This window comes from Halocynthiibacter namhaensis (assembly GCF_000812685.1).
Taxonomy (GTDB): domain Bacteria; phylum Pseudomonadota; class Alphaproteobacteria; order Rhodobacterales; family Rhodobacteraceae; genus Halocynthiibacter; species Halocynthiibacter namhaensis.
Genome location: NZ_JWIF01000028.1, coordinates 1 through 24,130, shown reverse-complemented (window position 1 = coordinate 24,130; position 24,130 = coordinate 1). Strand labels below are relative to the sequence as shown.

Below are 24,130 nucleotides of genomic sequence, written 5' to 3'. Positions count from 1 at the left end.
TCCTCACTCAGACTTATTGCGGTTATCGACAACGCGTTGCGCTTTGCCTTCGGAGCGCGCCACTGCGCCGGGGTCTCCGACGACAACTTCACATGAAACGCCGACAATATCTTTAACCCGTTTGGTCAACATACGTGCGGCAGCGGTTCTGGACAGGTTGTCAGTTGCATCCGATTCAGCCTCAACAAACACGCGCATCGCATCCATACGCCCAGATTTATAAAGTTCAATCTGGAAATGCGGCGCAAGGCCGCCAGTTGCCATAAGTTGTTCTTCGATCTGGGTTGGAAAGACATTTACCCCGCGCAAGATGATCATATCATCAGAACGACCCGTGATTTTTTCCATCCGGCGCATGGAACGCGCCGAGCCTGGCAGAAGACGTGTCAAATCGCGGGTGCGATAGCGGATCATCGGCAGACCTTCTTTGGTCAAGGTGGTGAACACAAGTTCGCCCATCTCACCGTCTTCACACACTTCGCCAGTCTCAGGATTGATGATCTCCGGGTAAAAGTGATCTTCCCAGATGTGCAAACCGTCTTTGGTTTCCACGCATTCATTTGCGACACCTGGGCCCATGATCTCAGATAGACCGTAAATATCAACGGCATGCATATCAAAGGCCGCTTCGACCTCGAGGCGCATCGCGTTTGTCCAAGGCTCTGCCCCAAAAACACCGACATCAAGCGAACATTCCTTGGGATCAAGACCCGCTTTGTGGAATTGCTCCAGGATGTTCAACATATAAGAAGGTGTAACCATGATCGCATGTGGTTGGAAATCTTGGATCAGATTGACCTGACGTTCGGTCTGTCCACCAGACACGGGCACAGCCGTCGCGCCCAAGCGTTCAATACCATAATGCGCACCAAGGCCGCCTGTGAATAATCCGTATCCATAAGCGTTATGCACGATATTGCCGGGTTTCACGCCGGAGGCACGCAGGCTGCGCGCAATCAGATCCGCCCAGTTGGAAATGTCATTGGCGGTATAACCCACAACGGTTGGCTTGCCGGTGGTGCCCGATGACGCATGCAGACGCACGATCTGTTCACGTGGCACGGCGAACAGGCCGAATGGGTAGTTGTCGCGCAGGTCGTTCTTATAGGTGAAGGGGAACTTCGCGAGGTCTTTCAGATCCTTAAGGTCATCGGGATGCACGCCAGCATCATCAAAGCGCTTCTTATACATCGGCACGTTTTCATAAGCCGCACGCAGGGTCTTTTTCATGCGTTCCAGCTGCAACGCCGAGATTTCATCGCGGGAAGCGATTTCAATCGGGTCGAGATCGGGTTTCTTTGGTGTCAGGTCTTTCATGGGTCTCTCTCCTCATCAGCCCTTACGGGCTTCATCGGTCATTTCGTCGAACAATTGGCCTTTGACCGCGCGGGACATGCCGCGAAATTCTACGATCACATCGCCGTTTTCCTTGGTGACGCGCACGTCATAAACGCCCGAGCGCCCAGTAAGGGACACCTCACGCGCCTCAGCCGTCAATCGGTCGCCTTCAAAGGCGGGTTTTAGGTAGCTGATCATCGCGTGCTGGCCGACGGTGGCCTGATTTCGCGAATTGCAGGCGAAGGCAAAACAGCTGTCCGCGAGGGAAAAACTGATGCCGCCGTGGCAGGTTTTATGGCCGTTGGTATGGTGGCGCTGTACGGTCAGGCCAAGACGGGCATAGCCTTCGCGAACCTCTTCCAACTCCATCCCAAGCCAGGTGCTGGCACCGTCACCGGACCACATGGCCTCTGCCGATTTTTCGGCGCGTTGTTGCGGCGTCAAAGTCATTTTCCTGTGAACCTAGGCGCGCGTTTTTCAAGGAAGGACGCCACCCCTTCGCGGTAATCATCACTGTTCCCACAGGCGCGCATGGCTTCGGTTTCCAAATCCAAATGATCAGAAAGCGTGTTGACACAGGCGGCTTGAATACAGGATTTCGTCAGACCCAAACCCAAAGTCGGACCGTTGGCGAAATTTTCAGTTATCTCACGCGCGGCATCCATAAACCCTTCATCGGGAAGGGCTTTCCAGATCAGCCCCCAATCTTCGGCCTGCTGGGCAGGTAAGGGCTGTGCGGTAAAGGCCAAACCCTTCGCGCGGGCTTCGCCGATCAGATGCGGCAGATGCCAAGACCCGCCGGTATCCGGGATCAGGCCGACCTTCGCAAAGCTTTGAATGAATTTCGCACTTTGCGTGGCGACCACGATATCACAGGCCAGCGCCAGGTTCGCGCCTGCCCCGGCCGCGACCCCATTCACCGCGCAGACGACCGGAAATTCCAGCGACCGGATCAAGCGCACAAGCGGCGCGTAGAAGGTTGCAACGGTTTCACCCAAATCACGGGGCTTTTCGGATTTGGAAGGGTCACGATCTGACAGGTCCTGCCCGGCACAAAAACCACGTCCAGCACCAGTTAACAGCACCGCTCGCGCCCCATTGTCCCGCGCTGATTCGAATGCCGCACGCAACGCAAGATGCATTTCTTCGTTAAACGAGTTCAGGCGTTCAGGGCGGTTGAGTGTGATTTCAACCCAATTTTCATGGACTTCTACAAGGACGGTCTGGCTGTCAGTGGGGTTCATAATTTCATCCGCAGGCTAATTTTGATAATTTTCTTGCATAAACCGAACGGTTGGTCAATAAATTCCTCAGAGCGCCGAAACGGGAGAATCTTTCGGCACATCGGACTGAATTTCTTTGACGGCGAACTTTCACATCAGAAAGTTTACGAAATTATCTTGGGAGGGAACACATGACCAACTTCACGAAACTCGCGAGCATCGTTGCAGGTGCAACAATGGCGCTGACCAGCACGGTTGCCTTTGCAGCTGACTACACATTGACGATTTCCAGCTGGGCCCCGCCCACACATGGCATCAACGCGCGCATGTGGCCAACATTCGTTGAAATGGTTGAAGAAGCGACCGATGGTCAGGTGACCGCTGAGTTGAAGATGGGCCTTGCCCCACCCCCGGCACAGATGGACCTAATCCAAGATGGCGCCGCTGACGTTTCCATCATTTTCCACGGCTATCAGCCTGGTCGTTTTGTTGCGACAAAACTGATCGAATTGCCCGGCTATGAGGGCTCTGCGGAGGCCGCTTCTGTTGCGTATTGGCGCACATATGAGGCGCATCTTGCAGCGGCGAACGAACACCGCGGCGTGAAGCTGATCGCGCTCCATACACATGGCCCAGCACAATTGCATTCCTCAACACCAGTGACAGAAATGTCTGAAATCGCTGGTCTAAAAGTGCGCATTCCTGGCGGCGTTGGCGGTGACGTTGGTGCGGCTTTGGGCGCGACCGGCATTCAGGTGCCTGCACCGAAAGTATATGAAACACTGGCGTCCAATGCGGCGGATGGTGTTGTGATGCCAATGGAAAGCCGTCGTGGTTTCAAACTGACCGAAGTTGCGCAGAACGTCTATGAGCTGCCTGGTGGTTTGTACCGTGGGTCTTTCGCCTTTATCATGAACGAAGATACCCTCGCCGACCTGCCTGAAGATCTGCAACAGAAACTGAATGATGAAGTTTTTGGTGAGCCACTGTCCCGTGCTCTTGGCGCAATTTGGGATGAAATCGACACTGTTGGTCGCGAAGCAACGCTTGAAACCGAAGGCAATGCGATCAACGCGGCGTCCGAAGCTGATCTTGCGAAATTCGCCGAGATCACCACAGCGGTCACAGCATCCGTGTTGGAAGAACTGTCCGCAGCAGGCATCGACGCCCAAGCAGCATACGACATGGTGAAATCTGAAATGGCAGCGAACTAAGCTCTCTGTCAAACAAACACCTCTGGCGGAGAAATCCGCCAGAGCGCCCCAACCGCAGCATCCGCTGCATGCCCCAGCCGCAAGCCAATGAGGCCCCCATGCAATCCGTTATTTCCGCCGTTCGCTGGCTGAGCCCCTTTCCGGTTGTGCTCGCTTGTATGGCGCTTTTTGCGCTGATGACTATGACATTCTTTGATGTCATTTTCCGATCTGTGTTCAACTCTCCGATCGAAGCCGCAACCGAGCTGACGCGCATCCTGATGGCGATCGTCGTCTTCTCAGTTTTGCCCCAAGTTTCGGCCCAAGCTGGCCATATTGCCGTGGATCTGATGGACAGCTTCTTCTTCCGTTGGCGCCTGCATAATATCAGGGATGGCCTTGGCTATGTACTGTGTGGCGCGTTAATGTATTGGCCCGCTCAGCGCATTTGGATCCTCGCGGAACGGTGGCGTGATTACGGTGATGTGACCGAGTATCTCGCAATTCCTCAATTCTATATCGGTTGGTTCATTGCCCTATCCGTCGCCGTCTCTGGCCTCGTGATGGTGGGTACCGGCCTGCTTATTCTCTTTGCCCCTCGACTGTTGGAGCGCGCATAATGACTGCTGCCCTTATTGGCTTTGCCCTTGTTTTGATCCTTGTTTTGCTGCGGATCCCGATTGTTTTTTCCATGGGTCTTGTTGGCACCTTTGGTATCGTCTGGGAACGCGGCGGTGATCTGCTAAGCGAACGCGGTATGAAGGCCGCCATGTCGGTTGTTGGCCGTCAAATTACTGATACGGCCCAGGATTATGGCCTCTCGGTTGTGCCCCTGTTTATCCTGATGGGCCTATTTGTGAACAAAGGCGGCATGGCGCGGGAACTTTATGCCGTATCCAATGCCTTCCTCGGGCACTTCCGGGGCGGCATTGCCATGGCAACTGTTGCGGCCTGTGGCGGGTTCTCTGCCATCTGTGGTTCATCGCTTGCCACCGCGGCAACCATGTCCAAAGTCGCAATGCCCGAGATGCGCCGTTACGGATATTCCGATGAACTTTCCACCGCATCCATCGCGGCGGGCGGCACCCTTGGCATTTTAATCCCACCTTCCGTGATCCTTGTGATCTATGGGCTTCTGACCGAAACATCCATTGGCAAGCTGTTCATGGCGGGCATCATTCCCGGTGGGCTTGGCATTCTGTTTTACCTTCTGGCCGTGCGCTATACCGTTTGGCGCAATCCAGGTTCCGGCCCGGCAGGTGAGCGCACCGGCTGGTCTGAACGCATCAAAGCACTTGGGTCGGTTTGGGCCGTTCTTTTGCTATTTTTCCTAGTCATTGGCGGTCTCTATGGTGCATTTGATTTTGCGCCATTAAACCTAACGTTCTCGCCCACAGAAGCTGCGGGCATGGGCGCAATGGGGGCCTTCCTGATTGCCCTTGCACGCGGTGGATTAACGATCAAATCCACATTTGAGGTGCTACGTGAAACCAGTTTTACCGCAGCGTCTCTTTTTGCTGTGCTCATCGGGGCCCAGATTTTTTCGAACTTTGTAAACCTTGCGGGCCTACCGGAAGCGTTAATCAGCTTGGTCACCGCTTGGGATGTTTCGCCCTTCATGGTGATCCTGATGATCCTTGGAATCTACATCATCTTGGGCTGCGTATTCGAAAGCCTTTCTATGTTGCTTTTGACCGTGCCGATCTTCTTCCCTCTAGTCACAAGCCTTGGCTTTGATCCCATTTGGTTCGGTATCGTGGTTGTGGTGGTGACAGAGATTTCTCTGATCACACCGCCCGTGGGCCTCAACGTGTTCATCCTGAAGGGTGTCGTGGGCGATGTAACCACCGCGACAATCTTCAAAGGCGTCACCCCGTTTTGGATCGCGGATATCTTCCGCTTGGCATTGATCGTTCTTGTTCCATGGCTTGTTCTGGTTCTGCCAGAACAAATGGGGGCGATTGGGCACTGATGTTTGATTTGACAAACCTTCCAGGGGATTTTCATGAGAACCCCTGGCCGCATTATGCGGATCTGCGGGAAAATCACCCTGTGTGTGCCCAGCCCGATGGCAGCTTTATTCTGTCACGTCATGCGGATCTTGATGTGATTTACCGCGACACAGAGACCTTTATCTCAGACAAACGAGCTGTTTTTGGTCCGAAATACGGTGTCGGCAGCCCGCTATATGAACATCATACCACATCGCTTGTGTTCAACGACGCCCCGCTGCACACCCGTGTGCGCAAGGTGATGGTTGGTGCGATGAATCCACGTGCGCTGGCCGCGATGGAACCCGGTTTAGTGACCCTGGTGGATGACTTGATGGACGCGATGGCGGGCAAAGACGAGGTCGAGTTGATCGAGGATTTCGCGGGTGCCATCCCAATTGAGGTCATTGGTAATCTACTGGGCATTCCCCGGGATCGGCGCGCCCCCCTGCGTGATTGGTCTTTGGCGATCCTTGGGGCGCTTGAACCACAACTGACAGATGCTCAGATGGCTGAGGGCAATCAGGCCGTGTCTGACTTCATGGCCTATCTGCGTGACATCATTGAAGATCGTCGCGCCCATCCGGGTGATGCCGCCACTGACGTGCTGACGCGCCTGATACAAAGCGGCGATGAAACGGGCGAGGGTCTGAGTGAAATCGAGCTGTATCAAAACTGTATTTTCATCCTAAACGCAGGCCATGAAACCACGACGAACCTGATCGGCAATGCTCTGACTTTGCTTGATCAGCACAGGGATAAACGCGCCGATCTTTTGGCCGATCCCAAACTGATCACCACCGCCGTCGATGAATTCCTGCGTCTTGAAAGCCCGAACCAATTTGGCAACCGCCTGACCACGCGCGACGTCGAATTTCACGGCGTGATAATCCCCAAAGGCCGCGATATTCACCTATCGATGGCCGCTGCAAACCGAGATCCGCGCGTTTTTGAAAACCCTGACGATCTTCAACTGGATCGCCGTCCCAACAAACACCTGGCCTTTGCTGGGGGCGCACATACCTGCGTTGGCCTGACATTGGCACGCATGGAAGGGCGCATTGCAGTTGAACGCTTTATCGCGCGTTTTCCGGACTATTCCCTGACGCCGGGCGCTATTCGTGGCGGCCGCATTCGTTTTCGCGGCTACGCAAAATTGCCCGCGAGTCTTAAGCTTTCTTAAGCCTAAACCTTTTCTAAATACCGTCTCAGATGAGGACATGTTATGACCATCCAGCAAATCAATAGTTTCGCCGCCGGTGAATGGATTGCCCCAGGCGCGGGTGCGCGCAATATCGCAAGTGCTGTCACCGGTGACGTGATTGCTAGCGCGGGGAACAACGCCCTAGATGTGCAAGGTATGTTGGATTACGCACGCAATGTCGGCGGCCCAGCCCTGCGTGCGCTGACCTTCCATGACCGTGCGAAGATGATCAAGGCCTTGGCACTGGCGATCAGCAAACAGAAACAAGCCCTATATGACCTCAGCTTTGCCACCGGTGCCACGCAATCTGACCACATGATTGATATCGACGGCGGCATTGGCACGATGTTTGTGTTTGCATCTAAGGGCCGTCGTGAGATGCCCGATGCCCAGATTTACCTAGACGGCGATCTCGAACAACTCTCGCGCCATGGCACATTCATGGGCCAACATATTTGCACGCCTTTGCAGGGTGTTGCTGTGCACATCAACGCGTTCAACTTCCCGGTTTGGGGGATGCTTGAAAAGCTTGCGCCAACTCTGCTCGCCGGTGTTCCCGCGATCGTGAAGCCTGCGACAAATTCTTGTTATGTGACTGAACTTGCTGTGAAGATCATGCTCGATAGTGGCGTTCTACCTGCGGGTGCATTGCAGCTGGTCTCTGGCGGGATTGGCGACATGTTGGATCATTTGACCCTGCAAGATGTGGTCAGCTTCACGGGTTCTGCGCAGACGGCCCTTGCCCTGCGTTCCGCGCCGCATATCCTTGAGAACTCCATCCGCTTTGTCGCGGAACAGGACAGTCTGAACGCCTCCATTCTTGGGCCAGATGCTGCACCCGGCACCCCCGAGTTTGATCTATTCGTGAAAGAAGTACAGCGCGAGATGACCACAAAAGCGGGTCAAAAATGTACTGCAATTCGTCGCATGATGGTGCCCGAGAACCACGTAGACGCCGTGATCAAAGTCCTATCTGCACGCCTGGATAAAACTCAAATCGGCGATCCAACGTTGGACACCACCCGCATGGGCGCGCTTGTGTCTGGTGGTCAAAAACGCGACGTGTTGGAAAAAGCCGCGATCCTTGGTCAGGAAGCCGAACGCGTTTATGGCGACCCCGAAAACTTCAACGTGGATGGTGCAGACGCCAACAAAGGCGCGTTCCTTCCGCCGATGTTGTTTCACTGCGCGAACCCCGATACGGCCCAGCGCGTGCATGACACCGAAGCCTTCGGCCCGGTGTCCACCATCATGGGGTACCGCGATGTGGATCACGCGATTGAACTGGTCAACAAGGGGCAAGGCTCGCTTGTGGCCTCGGTCATTACCCATGACCCCGCCGTCGCACGTGAGGTTACCATCGGCGCAGGTGCCTTCCACGGGCGGCTGTATTTCAACAACCGCGATTCAATGAAGGAAAGCACCGGGCATGGCTCGCCCCTGCCGCATATGGTGCATGGCGGTCCAGGTCGTGCCGGTGGTGGCGAAGAAATGGGCGGCGTGCGTGGCGTGATGCATTACATGCAGCGCACGGCCATTCAGGGCAGCCCCGATATTCTGACCGCGATTGGCGAACAATGGGTCCCTGGCGCGGCCGAAATCAAAGGCCCATCCCATCCGTTCACACGCAAATTCGGTGAACTGTCCATTGGTGAAACCCTGCACACCGATCCACGCATCGTGACCCTGGAAGACATTGAAACCTTTGCGCATTTCACCGGGGACACGTTTTACGCCCATATGGATGATGCCGCCGCGAAACGGAACCCATTCTTCCCCGGTCGCGTCGCGCACGGATATCTGCTGCTGTCCTTTGCGGCGGGTATGTTTGTGGAGCCAAATGAAGGCCCAGTTCTTGCGAACACTGGCCTTGATAATCTGCGCTTTATGAAACCAATTGAAGCAGGTGAAAGCATCAAAGTGCGTCTGACTGTGAAAAAGAAAACCCCCCGGAATGACGAATACGGCGAAGTGCGCTGGCACGTCAGCCTGACTGATATAGAAGGCGAACTTGCGGCGGAATATGAACTTCTGACCATGAATTCTTTCTAAGATTGGACGATAGCATCTGCATGCCCCCTGACCTATAAGGGGGCATGATTGTTTCACAAAACTCCAAGATAGATATTTTCAGTAACGCAGTTGAGGCACTGAGGGATCCCCTGCCCCAACGGGTTTGGTCTGTGATTGTTTCGCTTTTTGGCGACCTAGCACAGCATGACGGCGACCACATCAGCGGCGTTGCCCTTACTGAAATCGCAGGCCTGATGGGGATCCGAGCTGAGGCCATTCGCGTCGCCTTGCACCGTTTACGCAAGGAAGGCTGGGTTGATAGCATTCGTGAAGGGCGTAGCAGTCAGCACCAGCTCACCCAACGAGGGCGCAAGGATACTGTATCCGCGACACCGCGCATCTATGCCCGCGCACGAACGACCACACAACATTGGAATATCGTAGGTGCATCCAGTGATACAGGCTTGGAGCCGGTTTTGCGTGAAGTGACGTCTGCCGTAGAGCTGTCTCGGCGGTTTGCTTTGATCCCCAGTGATGACATGGATCTACCCAAGGATCTTATGGTCTTCGCGATCACACCGAAGACGGTTCCACATTGGATGCAAAGTTCTGTTTGTCCACAAGATTTGGCTGACGCCGCACTCGCATTGGAACATGCATTGACCCAGACCAATGCGATGATCAGTGCCGCCGGAACTTTTGACCCTGTTCAACGCGCAGCATTACGGACGTTGACCGTACACCGCTGGCGGAAAATCGTGCTGCGCATTCCCAACCTGCCAGATATGTTTTTTCCCCCAAATTGGCGCGGGGAAGCCTGCCGCGATCTTACATTCGATCTGCTTGATCAACTTCCGGCCCCGACACTGGCTGAGCTAGAGGCCTCGGCACTGCAACGACGATGACCTTTCGTTTCCGAAATTGCGGCGTGAAACAAGTCTTCAAATCGATCCGAGATCGCCTCCAAGTCGAAGTGTTTCTCGGCCCATGCCCGTCCGGCCCTGCCCGCCTGTAGCCCCTTTTCTGGGTCATCCCGAAATGACAAAGCTCCCACTACGAAGCCTGAGACATCTTCCGGTTCCACGACGATGCCAGCACCGCTTTCGCGCAAAATCGACACTGCAAGGTTCTCAGCAGGAGCCGCCAAAACGATAGGCCGACCAGCGCATAGATAAGTTAACAATTTCGATGGCACTGAATATTTCCCAGCATTGCGTTCAATCACACAGAGCAATACATCTCCTGATGCCAGTACATCCTGCATAATTTCAAATGGTTGCAGCGGCAGAAGCGTTAGGTGAGATAGATTTCCGCTGCTTTGCTTGCTCCGCAGGTATTCAGCTCCAACCCCAGCAGAGACAACAACCAACTTCTCAGCATGACTTAGCTCTCCTGCCAGGGCCTCAAGAAGCGCGGGGTTGTGTTTCAGCGCGAGTGTTCCAGAATAAAGAAATCGTATACCATCCCCCAAGTCATGATCACGCGCCCACATCCTGTCGCGATCTAGAACATCAATGTTTTCAAGCGCACCCCAATTCGGAATAACAACCACCTTCGATCTGGGAATACCCCACCGATCCGTTTGTTCTGAAAAAGCGTCCGTTATGTGCAAGATCCGCGCCGAGCGCCGCATTTGCCGACGCTCAAGATACCGATACCAAGCTCCAATCGAATGACCAATTCCCGGCATTTTTTGGGCCAGTAAATCGGACGCAGCAATTGAGAAAAAATCTTGGCACCAGAACACAAACGGAATGTGGTGATCATGGCATGCCCGAACGATCGGATCCTGAGCCTCGGTGGGGGTGTTGCCCGAGATGACGACATCTGGTGCGATCTCAGCAATAAGATCGGCGACAGCCCGCCCATACTTTCGATCACCGGCACGGCGTTTAAGGAAATTTGTTTTGGAATAGGAAATGTCCGCACCTACGGGCCGAAATACCAACTCGGTTGGGTCTTGCTGTAACCGTTTCATCACTCCCTTTGGCCCCGCATCAGCGTGGAACCAGGCATGTGTCACCCGATGCCCCCGGGCGGCCAATTTACGCGACAATTCAACTTGGAAAGGGTGCCCGGCATAGTCATGAATTAGGATGTTCAAGCTCATGTTCTTATCTCCTTCCGCAATCTTACCTTTTGAATAGCTTTCATTGCAGGTCGTTCGAAATACACGAAGGTCACATAAGACATGGCGCAGACGGTAATGATCATAATCGACGAGGTCAGCGCAAAGGGAAACGTCGCAGGCAAGGCCATGATCAACACTTTCATCATGTATGGGTGAACCAAATAGATCGCATATGAAGCGTCGCCCAGTTTGGATGAAACTTGCGTCCAAATAACGGAAAAATTCGGGGCTAGGGACGCACCAACGACGATCATTGTCGCAGGAAGTAAAAACACAATGATACGATGTGTTCCTAGGTGCGAAAACCGCTGAAATAGCAAAACACAGAGCAAAGCCCCACCCAACATCAATGCAACACCGCATAAGCGGGCCATTGGATGTTTGCGCATTATATCGTAGATCTTAAAGCCAACCATGCCCGCAACAAATTCCAATAGAATTGGCTCCAACCAAAAACGGAAAATCACTTGGGTCGGCTGCAATACATATCCTGCCGTCACGCCACCAATCAGCAGACATATCGTAACGCCGACAGGTTTGGGGGTTTGCAATCCGATCGCGAATACAACGTAAAACAGCACCTCGTAATTCAATGTCCAGCCCAAGAACAACAATGGCTGAATTTTGTCACTTTCACGAAGGTATGGGATGAACGCCAGAGATTTGGCCAGTTTTACAAGGGTTGCGGGTTCGCTGGAAAGATGGGTCGCGACTTGCACCGTCACAAAGAACAATACCGTGGCCAACCAGTACAAGGGAAGTAATCGTGCAACACGGCGCTGTAGAAACCACAAAGAAGTGGGCCGGGCATTTGCATACATATGCGCCATGATAAACCCACTGAGAACAAAAAACAGATCAACCCCAAATACGCCAATCTGAAACACTCGAATCTCATGCCCAACAGAGGCATACAACGAAGTCCAATGAAACCAAACAACAAGGAAAGCTGCTACAAATCGCAAGATCTGTAAGTTCTGCAGGCGTTGCTTTTCGTGCGGACTCATGCGGCCTGACTGTGCTTCCGCATGAGTTCGGCGGCAATCCAATGATATGTCTTTTCAATTCCGGTGCGCAGCGATTGGTTCGGGGCCCATCCCAGTCGATCCATAATCAATCGATTGTCAGAATTTCGCCCTCTGACACCTTCGGGACCGGCGATATTGTTTATCTTAAGAGACTTCCCCGAGATCGATATCGCCATATTTGCGAGGTTATTGATCGAGATCATCTCCTCTGATCCAATGTTAACAGGCCCCTCAAAGTCGGAACGCAACAACTTAATCGTGCCTTCCACACATTCATCTATGTAGAGAAAAGAACGCGTTTGAAGGCCATCACCCCATACATCAATCGTGCCGCCGTCTTGCGCAACGGCAACCTTTCGACAAATCGCAGCCGGGGCCTTTTCCTTGCCTCCGTCCCACGTGCCTTCTGGGCCAAAAATATTGTGATACCTAGCGATCCGGCATTCCATATCGAAATTGCGATTATAGGCGAGATACAAACGTTCCGAGAAAAGCTTTTCCCACCCATATTCGCTGTCGGGATTTGCCGGGTATGCGCTGTCTTCGGCACAGTTTGGATTATTCGGGTCAAGTTGGTTATGCTCTGGGTACATGCAAGCGGATGAGCTGTAGAAAACGCGCTTAATGCCGAGTTTGTGGCACTGGTCCACGACGTTCAAATTGATGGATGCAGAATTATGCATAACATTTGCGTCGTTTTCGCCAGTAAATATATACCCTGCCCCCCCCATATCAGCGGCCAACTGGTAAACTTCATCAAATTGTATATTGATCACTTCGCGGATGGTGCTTTGTTCGCGCAAGTCACCCAGCACAAAATCATCGGCAGCGGAAACACCATATTCCTGTTCTTTCAGATCAACGCCACGCACCCAAAAGCCTTCAGCTTTCAAACGCTTGACCAAATGACCGCCAATGAAGCCACCGGCGCCACATACAAGGGCTGTTCTTTGCATTTACTTACTCCCGTTCTTCAAGTGATCCTTTGTGGGTTTCCCCCGTCGCCACCTGCCTGGCCAAGGGTGTTATTTTCCAGTCGCCTTCACGACCACGAAAGCGGTTTGCAAGACGATACTTAGATCCCTAAAAAGGGACATTTCCTGGATGTATTCCACATCCATTTTCACACGTTCTGCGTAGCTTACGTTGTTGCGGCCGGAGATCTGCCAGCGGCCAGTCAATCCTGGCTTGCACCTAAGATAAAGCGCCGCCTGCGTCCCATATAGGGCCAATTCATCACTGACCACGGGACGCGGGCCCACAAGGCTCATGTCTCCGCGCAACACGTTCAAAAACTGAGGGAGTTCATCCAAACTCGATTTGCGTAGAAAATTCCCAAGCGGGGTCACGCGGGGATCGATGGCTAGTTTAAAGTTTGCGTCCCATTCCGCTCGTGCAGCTGGACAGTTCTTCAGGTGTTGCGCCAGCTGTTCTTCTGCATCCACAGCCATTGTCCGCAGCTTCCAACATGTAAACCGCGTCCCATTTTGTCCTATTCTATGGTGCCCAAATAGGCCGGGCCCACCATCTTTTCGTGTGATCATCCAAAATAACAAGATCAAAGGCACAACCAATGGCAGTAACAGCAGCACGCCAACAACATCGAATACGCGCTTTCCGATACGCGCATAAAATTTGGGTCGAAACTCAGCATCCGATGACAGTGATCGCAGCGTTGAAGCTGTGGCGGCAGGGGTGGGCCGCGGGGTTGCCTTCGATGTTAAGCCATTCACATTCATGCCTATTTCCTTGCGTATCCTGTGGTACGTATGAACGTAATGAATGATGAATTTTGCCAATTGGGATTCACCATGATCCTGATCAATAAAGGCGAGATTGGTTAACAAAAATTTAACGATATGCACAATCTAAGGTGGTATTTAGGTAAGGGATTGGAATGTATACGTTTTACATTTACGCATTTCAAAGTAACGACAGTGAAGTATTCTACAAAACTACCCTCGGGCATATATATCGTCATATCGTACGATATCGTCTTCTCCGACATAGCTCCCAGTTTGCACTTCGATCAAAACCATTGGAATTTTGCCCGCGTTCTCCATGCGGTGAACTGCGCCAAGCGGTACATAGACGCTTTCATTCTCTGTCACCAATTTCACTTCGTTGCCGATCGTGACCGTTGCAGTTCCTTCAACAACCACCCAATGTTCAGATCGGTGAACATGGCTTTGCAAGCTCAGCGAGGCCTGAGGATGCACGTGGATCCGTTTCACTTGGAAGCGGTCCCCAACGACGAGGCTTTCAAACCATCCCCACGGGCGGTGATCTTTGGCGAATACGGTCGCTTGCTGCGCTCCCTTAGCCTTCAAGAGATCCACCGCTTTTTTGACGTCTTGCGCACGAGACATATCGGCCACCAAAACCGCATCCTTAGTCGCGATTGCCATTACGTTTTTCAGGCCAATCCCAACAAGTTCAACCCCCGAATTTTCCGAACGCAGCAATGTATTCTCACAATCAATTTCGCTGGCTTGACTTGAGGTCACAACACCTTGCCCATTTGCTGTACTTTCACGCCAAACTGCGTCCCACCCCCCCAAGTCAGACCAGCCGCCCCCAAACGGAACAACACATAGGTTCTGGGCATGCTCCATAACCGCATAGTCCAAGGAAATGTCGTCCAGCTGCGCCCAGCTGTCTGGTTCAAGACGTAAGAAGCCAAGATCGGATGTTGCATTCTCGACCGAAGACATGGCCGGTTCCATCATGGACGCCGCATGAGATTTAAACGCAGCAACAATATCTCTCGCCCGGAACAAAAAGATACCGGCATTCCACATATAATTTCCTGCCTTCAGCATTTCGGCCGCTCGTGTTGCACTGGGCTTTTCTACAAATCTGTTAAGAGCAACAGCAGTCTCGTCAGCATCCGGGGTTTCGGAAAGTTCGAGATACCCATATGCGGTTTCTGCATGGGTAGGCTGAATACCGAATGTCACAAGTTGACCGTCTTGGACAGCGGCCATACCCCGACTGATCGCCCTGTGAAATGCTGCCACGTTCGGAACGACGTGATCAGATGGGGCGACCAGCATCACCGCATGTGGGTCTTGCCCCAGCAAATGGAGCGCGGCGGCAAGGACAGCAGGGCCGGTGTTGCGCCCTTCCGGTTCAATCAAAACTGCGCCGGGGTCGATTCCGATCTCGCTCAGCTGTTCGGTTACAATGAAGCGAAAATTCGAGTTGGTCAGTATCAATGGCTTTGCAAAATCCATCCTTTCGCCCCGCCCAGACATACGTTCTGCTGAGGCTTGAAATAGGGTTTTCTCGCCCACCACCGGGACGAATTGTTTCGGATAGCTTTTGCGTGACAATGGCCACAACCGTGTCCCTGACCCACCACATAAAATGACCGGATAGACTGTAAACATCTGATTTTACCTCTTGATGGTCCGCAAAGCACGTTTGTGCAACATACCACCAAACACCTCTGAGTTGTATCAATATTTCCTTAGGGTTGTTTTTTTCAATCATTCATCATAGTTTGCGTTAACTTAGATGCGTGGATTTCTTGATATAGTTCACCCATCCAACGACACCACCGACGTAAAGAACCCACATCGGAGCCCCATGACAGAACCAAGTCTCAATCGACACTTCGGACACCATCATATCCCTGCGGACACGATCAATATTCTGGCCTTGCCCAGCGCGATGTGGCGTGGGAAATGGACGATCTTTTGGCTCACCGCAATATTCTGTGGCGTTGGCGGCTATTTTGCATTTGTCGCCTCATCCCCAATTTTCCGAGCCCGCGCAGACATCATTCTCGAGACAAGACTGGAACAAGTCGTTGATATCGAAAGCGTTGTAAGTGGCCTGTCAAACGACAGCGCCATTGTGAATTCAGAGGTCGAAGTTCTGCGTGCACGTGACCTGATGAAACAGGTGACGCAACAATTGGATCTGATGAGAGATGCAGAATTCAACGAATCCTTACGCCCCGACGGATTGTATAAGCGGCTCAAAAATGCATTGGGACTCGATCCTGCGCCTTCACCTTCAGAACGCCAAATATTAAGCAAAACAGTCGATGCGTTGATCTCCAAGACCCATGTCCGCAATATTCCGTTCAGTTTGGTTTTCACCGTGGTGGTTGAAACTTATAACCCGGAAAAATCCGCGCTGATCGCGGATACAATCGTTCAAGTCTACATTCAGAACCAATTGGACGCCAAGAACGAGGCCATGCGCCAAGCGACGTCATGGCTATCGGGCCGAGTTAGTGAACTGCAAGTCGCGTTGGAGAACTCTGAGCGTCAGATCAACACATTCAGTTCGAACACAGACCTGATCAGTCAAGAAAGCTTGCACGCGCTGGAACGTCAACTCAAAGATCAAAGATTGCGCTATGGAGATGCCCAGTCCGACGCAGAGGCCCAGGCACAGTTTGTACAGTCCCTACGAGATACCGATGACCCATCACTGTTGACGGCACTTGCAAATGATCGCGACCTAGAGGCTTTGTTCCGCGCGTGGATGTCGACAGACGACCCCCAGGCCCAGACTGCATTCCAACAGGCAGCAACGCAATTTATACAGCGTGCGGAATTGAACGCATCTCGCCTGCAGGCCCAAGCGGAAACACTGCGCATCGCCATGGCGAACTTGGCAGATCGTATTTCCAAGCAAAACCAAGACTTAATCCGCCTGCAACAACTCACACGCGAAGGCGACGCAAATCGCATATTATATGAACATTTTTTAACCCGCTTTAAAGAAACCTCTGCGCAGCAAGGAATTCAACAGGCTGATAGTCGCGTTCTATCAAAAGCCATGGTGCCCACGTCACCTGCGACGCCGCGTCGGGGGCTTATACTTGCGCTGGCGTTGGTCATGGGTCTCGCAGCTGGCGTGACTGTGGTCGCGCTTCGCCAGATGATCAGCCCGCGCATCCGTAGTGCCCGCGACATCGAAGACGCGACCGGTTACAGTGTGTTAGGTGAGATCCCCAAAATCGCCGACGGCACAACAGCAGCCGTTTTGAACTATCTTGACAAAAAACCCATGTCATCCGCTGCGGAGGCCATACGAAATCTACGCACATCACTGATGCTGTCCAACCCAGACAACCCGCCCCAGATCATCTTATCCACCTCAGCTATTCCAGGTGAAGGCAAAACAACGACCACATTGGCCCTGGCCCAAAATTTTGCGCAGAGCGGCAAAAAGGTGTTGTTGATTGAGGGGGACATTCGACGCGGCGTGCTAAACAAATTCCTACAAATTCCAAACACTTCCGGAATTGCAGATGTGTTGATCGATGGCAAACCCCTTCGGAATGCAACGTATCACGTAGAAACGTCAGGTATTGATATTTTAACTGGGGACACCTCGCGCGTAAACGCGGCAGATCTGTTTGGGTCCTCCAAGTTCGGCGACTTGCTGGATACCGCGCGCGCCTCTTGGGACACGATCTTAATCGATAGCCCGCCTGTACTTGCTGTGCCTGATGCCCGGGTTCTTGGCCAGCATGCGGATACAATCCTATTCACAGTTCGCTGGGATAAGACCACAAGCGCACAGATCAAATCCGGGTTGCGCCTGTTTGAAATGGTGAACCTCAAACCCACTGGTTTTGTCTTGAACCAAATCAGTCCTGCGGGCCTTCGCGACTTTGCCTATGGCGGGCGCATGGGGCAACATCTTGGCTACTATGACAACTAGTACATTCCGCAAACCTGTCCCTGAATGCTTCACGCAACCTTTCAGAATAGGCCTCCCGCAATGCCGACCTTAAAGGCCACGAAACGCAGCAATGTAGAAAACAATATACAAAATACAACTTATACGGTATTTTAATTGATTATACATTACGAGTGGGAAGGCCCCTCAGAGGCGTTTAGTCAATTGGCATCAGGAAACGTATGACACACAGATCACACAGGCATATTATCAAATCCTTAGGTCTGACGATCTTGATGGGCATGATTTCTGCGTGTGGCGTCGCTTATCATAGCCCACGTGTCATCGAAACATCGACCAATGGCACGGATGTGAACGTCATTCCAATGACCCCTCAGAACGTGGCTCTTGCGAACCAATCCCCATATACGCCGCGCCGCATACCGAACATGTTTTCCCAACATACAGGCACGATGCCGACTGCGCGTGGCGCGGTCACCATACCTATACACGGGTCCCGCGCTCCACAAACCGAAATGGTGCAAAACCTGCGCCTTCCGCCAGAAATCACACCGAGCCCATACCACATCGGCGTCGGGGATGTGATTGTATTGGCAACGAGGCAAGGCAACTCATCGCTTGAAGAACTGACAGGCCTGTTGGCCGCGCAAAACCGCAGATTAGGTTACACAGTTCAAGATGATGGGGCCATCACAATTCCAGACGTCGGGCGTGTCAATGTCGCAATGATGACCCTAGAAGAAGCCGAAGCCGAAATTTTTCGCGCGCTTGTTGAACATCAGATCGACCCCGTGTTCAGCGTGGAAATCTCTGAGTTCAATTCAAGCCGCGTATCCATCGCAGGTGCCGTCGCCCAACCGCAAATCGCCAATCTTGGATTGACCCCGCTCTACATGAACGAAGCCTTAACACGCGCTGGTGGCTTGCAAATCAGCGACACAGATACCGCCATTATTCGTCTCTATCGAAGCGGCAGCTTATACCGTATTCCTTTGTCAGATTACTTCGCGCAACCCGATCTTCAGAACCTGCCCCTTGCCGCAGGTGACGCAGTCTATGTGGACGCGGGCACCGATCCACAACAGGCCCGTGCTTATTTCGAAGAACAAATTCAACTGGCCAATCTACGCCAGTCTGCCCACCGAGAAGCGTTAAATGCCCTATCTGCGGAGATGGCCCTGTCACAGGCGCGCAGGGATGAGGCACGAAGCAATTTCGCCGCCCGACAAGAACTTGGCGCGGTTGCGCGTGATTTCGTATATTTGACGGGGGAAATTGCACAACAGGGCCGGTTCACCTTGCCCTATGAGCAACGTGCGACGCTTGCCGATGCTATCTTTGAAGGTGGTGGCGGCCTTCCGAACGCAACGGCAAACCCGCGGGAAATCTATGTGCTGAGAACACAAGAACGCACCGAAGGCCCAAGTACCATGAACGCTTGGCACTTGGATGCACGCAATGCGATTAACTTGCTGCAGACAACCAGATTTGAATTACGACCCAATGATATCATCTTCATTGCGGAACAGCCCGTGACTCGTTGGGGGCGTGTCGTAAATCAAATCTCTCCATCCCTTATCACCACACCGATGGATATTGCGGCGACCAATTAGCGCTGCCCCCATCGAACGGTGCATTAGGAAATTAAAGACGGGTTTAAAACATTCTGCGTCGCGAGCGGGAAACGCCCGCCTTATGATCTCAGGAGAATGATATGAACAACCCATTCGATGGCCGCGCCCCTAATCTGTCAGGCCCGGCGCGGGATATGCTGCCCATCACCCCTGCCGACGGCATCGACCTAGAAACGCTCTGTGTCGGTCTTTACGTCGAAGGTGCAGGTAGTCTAACCATCACCACGGAACGCGGGAATACACGCGTCATCAATGTGCCCGACTTTTCGATTATCCCCGTTGCGGCAAGCCGTGTGCATGCCACAGGGACCACTGCAACAGGCGTGCATGGATTCATGGTCTGATGCAGATTTCCGAGAACCAGGGCCGACGGTCTGTGCAAGTGTCCCAAGCCTCTGTGGCTTGGCACAGCGCCTATACCAAAGGGTTAGATTTACCACCTCCGTCCCTTGTGCTTGACTTTGAGAACGGGGTCTATCGCACCGAAGCGGGGGCACCGCACAACAGCTTTGGTGCGGCGGTCAACTTCAGCCGCGCCTCAGGCAAGGTCGTAACCGATGAAACTGGCACACCCCAAGCTTTGACGGCCGACACACCGGGCTTTGACTGGGCAACGGGACGTCGTGGCTTGCATATTTCAGCGGGCCTAGGGGGTGGCGCAGCTGATCTCGTCTCTGTGACAGCGGGCAACTGGTGGTCAAACGGCCCGGGATGTTTTGTCCTGGAAGCTAGCATTTTGGCAAACAACGGGGGCTATGACCGGTTGCTGGACCTTAATGACGGCAGCAACGACAACCGCGTTTCGGTGTTTTACAACGCAGCGGACGCGCGGCTTGCTTGTGTCACACGCGCCAACGCCGCGACGCAAGCTGCATTGATTGGGGGTTCAACCGCAGTGTCTTTGCCTGAATTGGTAAAAACAGCAGCCACATTCGATACGGATGACGTTCGGTTTCTCGTGAACGGCGGGTTTGTCCTAAGCGATACATCGGCGTTACTGCCATCAGCAGTTTCCACGTTGAACATCGGTGCCTCCTTCAGTGGACATCGCAGCGAGATCGTTGCTCACAGCTTGGTCTATTTCCCTCAGGGCCTTACAAACTCAGAACTGATCGCACTAACGCAATAAAAACACGCTTCAGGCCAATGCTGTTGTCATTGGCCGAAGCAAAAATATTCCCCTCACCACAATTAGCACGTGATAATGAAATGCAACCTATGGTATAAATTCATAGGAGACGTATTTATGTATCAGGTTACATCCAAAGATAACTGGCACTGGATCGGAAACGAAAATCTCTGGCCTATGCTAGGTTTTTTCGACCCTCGCAAACATATTAAACGCAGTCTTAATCTCGCGTGCCTGTCTGGCATAAAATGCTAAACCCTAAGTATGCCTTAGTCATCCCACTGTTTTTAACCACGTTTTACAGCGGCTTTTCTGCTCGCATTTTGCCATTTGAAAAACCTTTGGTCGGAATTTGCTTCCTTCTCATATTCTTCTTTGCCTTGGCTCTGGGGCTAAAACACATACGCACCAAGCCATCTATACCAATATGGTGCAGCACGGTCGTGATCCACAGCGCTTTGCTGTTTTTCCCGCTCATCGATTTTGACACAATCAGGTCGGGGTGGGTGCTAAGCTCATTTGTCACATATTGCTCAGTTGCGGCCTTTACCGTACTTGCCCTGAAGCTTAGCGAAGAAGGCCATGAACATCTACTCAAGGCTTATCTAGCGGCACAACTGATCGCGATGTTCTGCGCGCCACTGGCAATGGTGTTAATGCAAGCCAACCGATTTGAACCCCCGGGCTTTCTGTTGATGGCAGCCACATTAATTTGGTTTGCACGCAGTAAAAGCCTTATGCCTATCCTCGCACTGATCATTGTCATTGGGTTTTCACTTGCCTCTCAGGTTCGTGTCAATTTCATCATCATCGTAGGGTTTGGCCTTGTATTAACGTTCACCCGACTCTCACGCCCCGAACTACGAATCTGCCTTCCGCTTCTATGCATTGGGCTTCTGGTCTTACTCATCCCGATGATCCCAACTTGGCCAAACGGCGAGATCCCAGGCGCACGCCGCCTCGCCAAGCTATCCACCCTTGAAGGCTTCCACACAGAAGTCATCTTACGACGCGGGCTTGAGGTCCAATCAGCTTGGCAGGCCTTGTCAATTGCCTCTCCAATGGAACTTATCTTTGGTCATGGCCATGGCGCGACCTACCCTGCCCGTTTGCTGTTGCTCGATCTCAATGCAAATCACCCCTCGATTGACTGGCGTTTTACAGAGACCAGCGAAGCCTTCGTCTTACACTTTGGGCCTCTTCGTTTGCTGTATAGAACAGGGATCCTTGGTCTAATCCTGTTCCTGGCACCTCTTCTTTATGCCAGCGCAATTGGGGTCATGCGGCTTTTCCATCCGCTTCACCGAAACGTCCACCGTCATCGCATGAGCTTCTGGACAGATGTTTGCGCACTGGCCTCGGTCATGTGGTTGGCAAAGTTCGCACTTGCGCCGGCTGAAACCGACTTCGGCTTTGCGGTAACTCTTGGCAGCTGCATTGCCCTCCATCTCCGCGCCCGAGCAGTGTTAAGATAAGCTAATCGACATACCCGAATGCCGACAAGGAAGGTGCCAAGCATTCTGTAATTTCTTCAGCCTGTTGGTCTGCGAGGCCTCTACGCCACTTTCCAATCCCGCCCTCCCGGAATGTATGAGACGTGGAGGGATCCCCAGCTAGATTCATCGCCGACAACACAGATTCTGCATCTGGAATAAATCCGCCCTGGATTTTGAAACGTGCAATGATCTCGCGCAATACATCGTCGCGATCGGGGCCAATCAATGCCTCATATCGGACCACAAGTGTTCCTTTAGATTTCATCCATCCTGCATAGGGCAAAAACCGTTTGTTACACTCGGGATAACGATCATCCATCCCGTACAACGCCAACGACAATCGATCCGAAAAATCAGGCAACCTCTTAAAATATCCGTGCATCCGATGCCATCGGTTCATTTCTGTGAGATAGTGCAACTCAGAGATCAGCACATCACGCGGATCCCGACAAATGAACAGAGACACAAAATTCCGCTCTCGAAGCGTCTGTACTAGATTTTCGGAATGGAACAGATGCCCCCCAACACGTTCCCCCGGCGCCACACTGCGCAGTCGCCGTACTATCGCCTGCGGATGGCGTGTTTTTTGTGAAATCGATGGGCTTGAAGCAATAAACCGCCCTAAATAACGCCCCCCGGGCACGGCCCTGACCTGCTGCAACAGCAAATGCGTTCCGCTTTTGGGCAGAGAATGCACTATGATAGGGGGCCGCGTTTGCCAAGATCCCGCAGGCATGACGGTGGCTTGTATGTTCCCCACGGGTCGCATCGCCAAAGCCATCCCTTTGCGTAAAACCGCGTGACGCCGAACGATCGAAATGTCCAAAGGATTTCTCATGAGGGTGACACAGTGAACGCCATACGCATTTCACAACCTTAGGGTGCATTTTGTGGCATAGCAATACGTCATCACGCAAACCTCTCGCAGAAGGCAGCCCGCTGACAAACTGGCTGCAGGCGCTGCCTGCCGATCAGCATTGGGCATTCTACAGCACAGTCATGCAACGGTCGAGCGGGAGAAGAAGCGGTCTTTGATCTCGTTCGAGGTACACATTCTCTACAGCCCATGTCGCATCATTGCCACTCACTAGATTAGTGCTAATATAGAAACTCCCGATCTGACCATGCGTCCGCCGTGTTCGGTCAAAAATGATTGATCGCACTGAGCGAATTTAGAATAAGCTGATTGCTGTGCCTGAAGAGATTTCATAGTTTGTTACACCGTTATTATAAATCGGCAACACCGGTAAACGCGTGAAGCGCGTCAGCATCGAGGCCAACCGCTGTTCTACCACGGCTCGAAAGCCTTGCCGCGCTGGGCCAGGCCGAATAGATCCAAGGTGGCCGCTTTGCTGCATAGGAATTTGAAATGACCAGACGATTTGAAATAGATGCCGATAGCCTACCCGATTTGCCGGGGATGATGCTGGCCACAATCGAGGCGTTGCGCAAGCTCGGCAGTTCCGCCACGATCCATGAATTGGATGAAGAGGTTATATCTCTCGAAGGTGTCACTGAGCGCGAGCAAGGCTATATGATGGCCAATAACAGTGGCCCACGTGTGAATTATTACTGGTCTTGTCGCGGTTTAGTTCCGGTCTCTTTCGAGCAATGTTTGCTATGAAGGAGATAGAGAATGGCAAAGAGATACACAGACGAGTTTCGGCGTGATGCGGTGCGCATGGCGACGACGAGTGGCTTAACGCGGCCTCAACTTTCATCAGATTTAGGGGTTGGGCTTTCGACGCTGAACAAATGGGTTCAACAGCATCAACACGATGACCTGATGTCAGGACCGCATGAAGACGTTGAGAAGGAGAACACGCGGCTTCGCAAGGAAGTCCGTCTGCTGCGCGAGGAGAGGGAAGTGTTAAAAAAGGCGGCAATCTTCTTTGCAGGCCAAAGCCGGTGAGATTTGCGTTCATCGACGCCTGGAAAGAAGAATGGCCAGTTGAGTTCCTGTGCAAAGTTATGCGGGTCACATCACGTGGTTTTCGCGCGTGGCGGGTTCGCCCGATGAGCCAGCGTCAACGCGATGATATGGTGATCCTGGCTCACATCCGTGAACAGCATCGCTTAAGCC

At 52.7% G+C, this 24,130-nt stretch carries 23 protein-coding genes; 13 read left to right on the top strand and 10 right to left on the bottom strand.

What is annotated here, in order from left to right; all coding sequences use genetic code 11:
• Positions 1-3: 3 nt before the first annotated feature.
• The 3 genes from paaK to paaG are packed head-to-tail and all read right to left on the bottom strand — an operon-like array spanning position 4 to position 2,582.
• Positions 4-1,317 (bottom strand): phenylacetate--CoA ligase PaaK, encoded by a 1,314-nt coding sequence (paaK, locus tag RJ38_RS05395; RefSeq protein ID WP_039017876.1) that lies wholly within the window; start codon positions 1,315-1,317, stop codon positions 4-6.
• A gap of 15 nt (positions 1,318-1,332) precedes the next feature.
• Positions 1,333-1,782: a hydroxyphenylacetyl-CoA thioesterase PaaI gene (paaI, locus tag RJ38_RS05390; protein WP_039017900.1), complete on the bottom strand. Its 450-nt coding sequence runs from the start codon at positions 1,780-1,782 to the stop codon at positions 1,333-1,335.
• Between the two features lie 2 nt (positions 1,783-1,784).
• Positions 1,785-2,582 carry a 2-(1,2-epoxy-1,2-dihydrophenyl)acetyl-CoA isomerase PaaG gene (paaG, locus tag RJ38_RS05385; protein ID WP_039017875.1) on the bottom strand — a complete coding sequence of 266 codons (798 nt, stop codon included), beginning with the start codon at positions 2,580-2,582 and terminating at the stop codon, positions 1,785-1,787.
• Positions 2,583-2,752: 170 nt separating this feature from the next.
• Between paaG and RJ38_RS05380 the strand changes: the two genes are divergently transcribed.
• From RJ38_RS05380 to RJ38_RS05355, 6 genes are all read left to right on the top strand, one after another.
• Positions 2,753-3,775, top strand: a complete 1,023-nt coding sequence (locus RJ38_RS05380; protein ID WP_039017874.1) for a TRAP transporter substrate-binding protein — start codon at positions 2,753-2,755, stop codon at positions 3,773-3,775.
• 68 nt (positions 3,776-3,843) lie between these two features.
• Positions 3,844-4,374, top strand: a complete 531-nt coding sequence (locus RJ38_RS05375) for a TRAP transporter small permease (protein ID WP_238321653.1) — start codon at positions 3,844-3,846, stop codon at positions 4,372-4,374.
• On the top strand, positions 4,374-5,726 hold the full coding sequence (locus RJ38_RS05370) for a TRAP transporter large permease (RefSeq protein WP_039017872.1): 1,353 nt from the start codon (positions 4,374-4,376) through the stop codon (positions 5,724-5,726). Before RJ38_RS05375 ends, RJ38_RS05370 begins: the two co-directional genes overlap by 1 nt.
• A complete protein-coding gene (locus tag RJ38_RS05365) occupies positions 5,726-6,928 on the top strand; it encodes a cytochrome P450 (RefSeq protein WP_039017871.1) in 1,203 nt (400 codons plus the stop codon). The genes RJ38_RS05370 and RJ38_RS05365 overlap by 1 nt, the downstream gene beginning before the upstream one ends.
• 42 nt (positions 6,929-6,970) lie before the next feature.
• Positions 6,971-9,001, top strand: coding sequence for a phenylacetic acid degradation bifunctional protein PaaZ (gene paaZ / locus RJ38_RS05360; protein ID WP_039017870.1), 2,031 nt, complete (start codon positions 6,971-6,973; stop codon positions 8,999-9,001).
• A 131-nt stretch (positions 9,002-9,132) separates the two neighbouring features.
• Positions 9,133-9,867 carry a PaaX family transcriptional regulator C-terminal domain-containing protein gene (locus tag RJ38_RS05355; RefSeq protein WP_162183552.1) on the top strand — a complete coding sequence of 245 codons (735 nt, stop codon included), beginning with the start codon at positions 9,133-9,135 and terminating at the stop codon, positions 9,865-9,867.
• Here the strand turns inward: RJ38_RS05355 and RJ38_RS05350 are convergent.
• From RJ38_RS05350 to RJ38_RS05330, 5 genes are all read right to left on the bottom strand, one after another.
• A complete protein-coding gene (locus RJ38_RS05350; protein WP_202903867.1) occupies positions 9,810-11,072 on the bottom strand; it encodes a glycosyltransferase family 4 protein in 1,263 nt (420 codons plus the stop codon). The two genes, RJ38_RS05355 and RJ38_RS05350, sit on opposite strands and share 58 nt — an antisense overlap.
• A complete protein-coding gene (locus tag RJ38_RS05345; RefSeq protein ID WP_039017868.1) occupies positions 11,069-12,100 on the bottom strand; it encodes an acyltransferase family protein in 1,032 nt (343 codons plus the stop codon). Before RJ38_RS05345 ends, RJ38_RS05350 begins: the two co-directional genes overlap by 4 nt.
• Positions 12,097-13,077, bottom strand: coding sequence for an NAD-dependent epimerase/dehydratase family protein (locus tag RJ38_RS05340; RefSeq protein WP_039017867.1), 981 nt, complete (start codon positions 13,075-13,077; stop codon positions 12,097-12,099). Before RJ38_RS05340 ends, RJ38_RS05345 begins: the two co-directional genes overlap by 4 nt.
• 69 nt (positions 13,078-13,146) lie before the next feature.
• Positions 13,147-13,860, bottom strand: coding sequence for a sugar transferase (locus RJ38_RS05335; protein ID WP_052245211.1), 714 nt, complete (start codon positions 13,858-13,860; stop codon positions 13,147-13,149).
• 216 nt (positions 13,861-14,076) lie between these two features.
• Positions 14,077-15,513 carry a mannose-1-phosphate guanylyltransferase/mannose-6-phosphate isomerase gene (locus tag RJ38_RS05330; RefSeq protein ID WP_039017866.1) on the bottom strand — a complete coding sequence of 479 codons (1,437 nt, stop codon included), beginning with the start codon at positions 15,511-15,513 and terminating at the stop codon, positions 14,077-14,079.
• Positions 15,514-15,712: 199 nt separating this feature from the next.
• Here RJ38_RS05330 and RJ38_RS05325 point away from each other — a divergent pair, with 199 nt between their 5' ends.
• From RJ38_RS05325 to RJ38_RS05310, 4 genes are all read left to right on the top strand, one after another.
• Entirely contained in the window at positions 15,713-17,809 is a 2,097-nt protein-coding gene (locus RJ38_RS05325) for a polysaccharide biosynthesis tyrosine autokinase (protein WP_052245210.1), read from the top strand.
• Between the two features lie 200 nt (positions 17,810-18,009).
• Complete coding sequence (locus RJ38_RS05320) at positions 18,010-19,401, top strand: polysaccharide biosynthesis/export family protein (protein WP_238321652.1); 1,392 nt, start codon at positions 18,010-18,012, stop codon at positions 19,399-19,401.
• A gap of 101 nt (positions 19,402-19,502) precedes the next feature.
• The gene (locus RJ38_RS05315) at positions 19,503-19,766 is read left to right on the top strand and encodes a spike base protein, RCAP_Rcc01079 family (protein WP_039017865.1); all 264 of its coding nucleotides are present in this window, start codon (positions 19,503-19,505) and stop codon (positions 19,764-19,766) included.
• Positions 19,766-20,551, top strand: a complete 786-nt coding sequence (locus RJ38_RS05310; protein ID WP_039017864.1) for a hypothetical protein — start codon at positions 19,766-19,768, stop codon at positions 20,549-20,551. The genes RJ38_RS05315 and RJ38_RS05310 overlap by 1 nt, the downstream gene beginning before the upstream one ends.
• A 298-nt stretch (positions 20,552-20,849) precedes the next feature.
• Here RJ38_RS05310 and RJ38_RS18800 read toward each other — a convergent pair whose 3' ends face one another.
• Positions 20,850-21,077, bottom strand: coding sequence for a hypothetical protein (locus RJ38_RS18800; protein ID WP_156121769.1), 228 nt, complete (start codon positions 21,075-21,077; stop codon positions 20,850-20,852).
• Here RJ38_RS18800 and RJ38_RS05305 point away from each other — a divergent pair.
• Positions 21,058-22,026, top strand: coding sequence for a hypothetical protein (locus tag RJ38_RS05305; protein WP_156121768.1), 969 nt, complete (start codon positions 21,058-21,060; stop codon positions 22,024-22,026). The genes RJ38_RS18800 and RJ38_RS05305 overlap by 20 nt on opposite strands.
• A gap of 1 nt (position 22,027) precedes the next feature.
• Here the strand turns inward: RJ38_RS05305 and RJ38_RS19415 are convergent, their stop codons facing one another.
• Positions 22,028-22,783 (bottom strand): sulfotransferase domain-containing protein, encoded by a 756-nt coding sequence (locus tag RJ38_RS19415; protein ID WP_337588968.1) that lies wholly within the window; start codon positions 22,781-22,783, stop codon positions 22,028-22,030.
• A 633-nt stretch (positions 22,784-23,416) separates the two neighbouring features.
• Here RJ38_RS19415 and RJ38_RS05295 point away from each other — a divergent pair.
• Positions 23,417-23,671, top strand: coding sequence for a hypothetical protein (locus RJ38_RS05295; protein ID WP_039017861.1), 255 nt, complete (start codon positions 23,417-23,419; stop codon positions 23,669-23,671).
• A gap of 12 nt (positions 23,672-23,683) precedes the next feature.
• A complete protein-coding gene (locus RJ38_RS05290) occupies positions 23,684-23,959 on the top strand; it encodes an IS3 family transposase (RefSeq protein WP_039017620.1) in 276 nt (91 codons plus the stop codon).
• Positions 23,960-24,130: the final 171 nt, after the last annotated feature.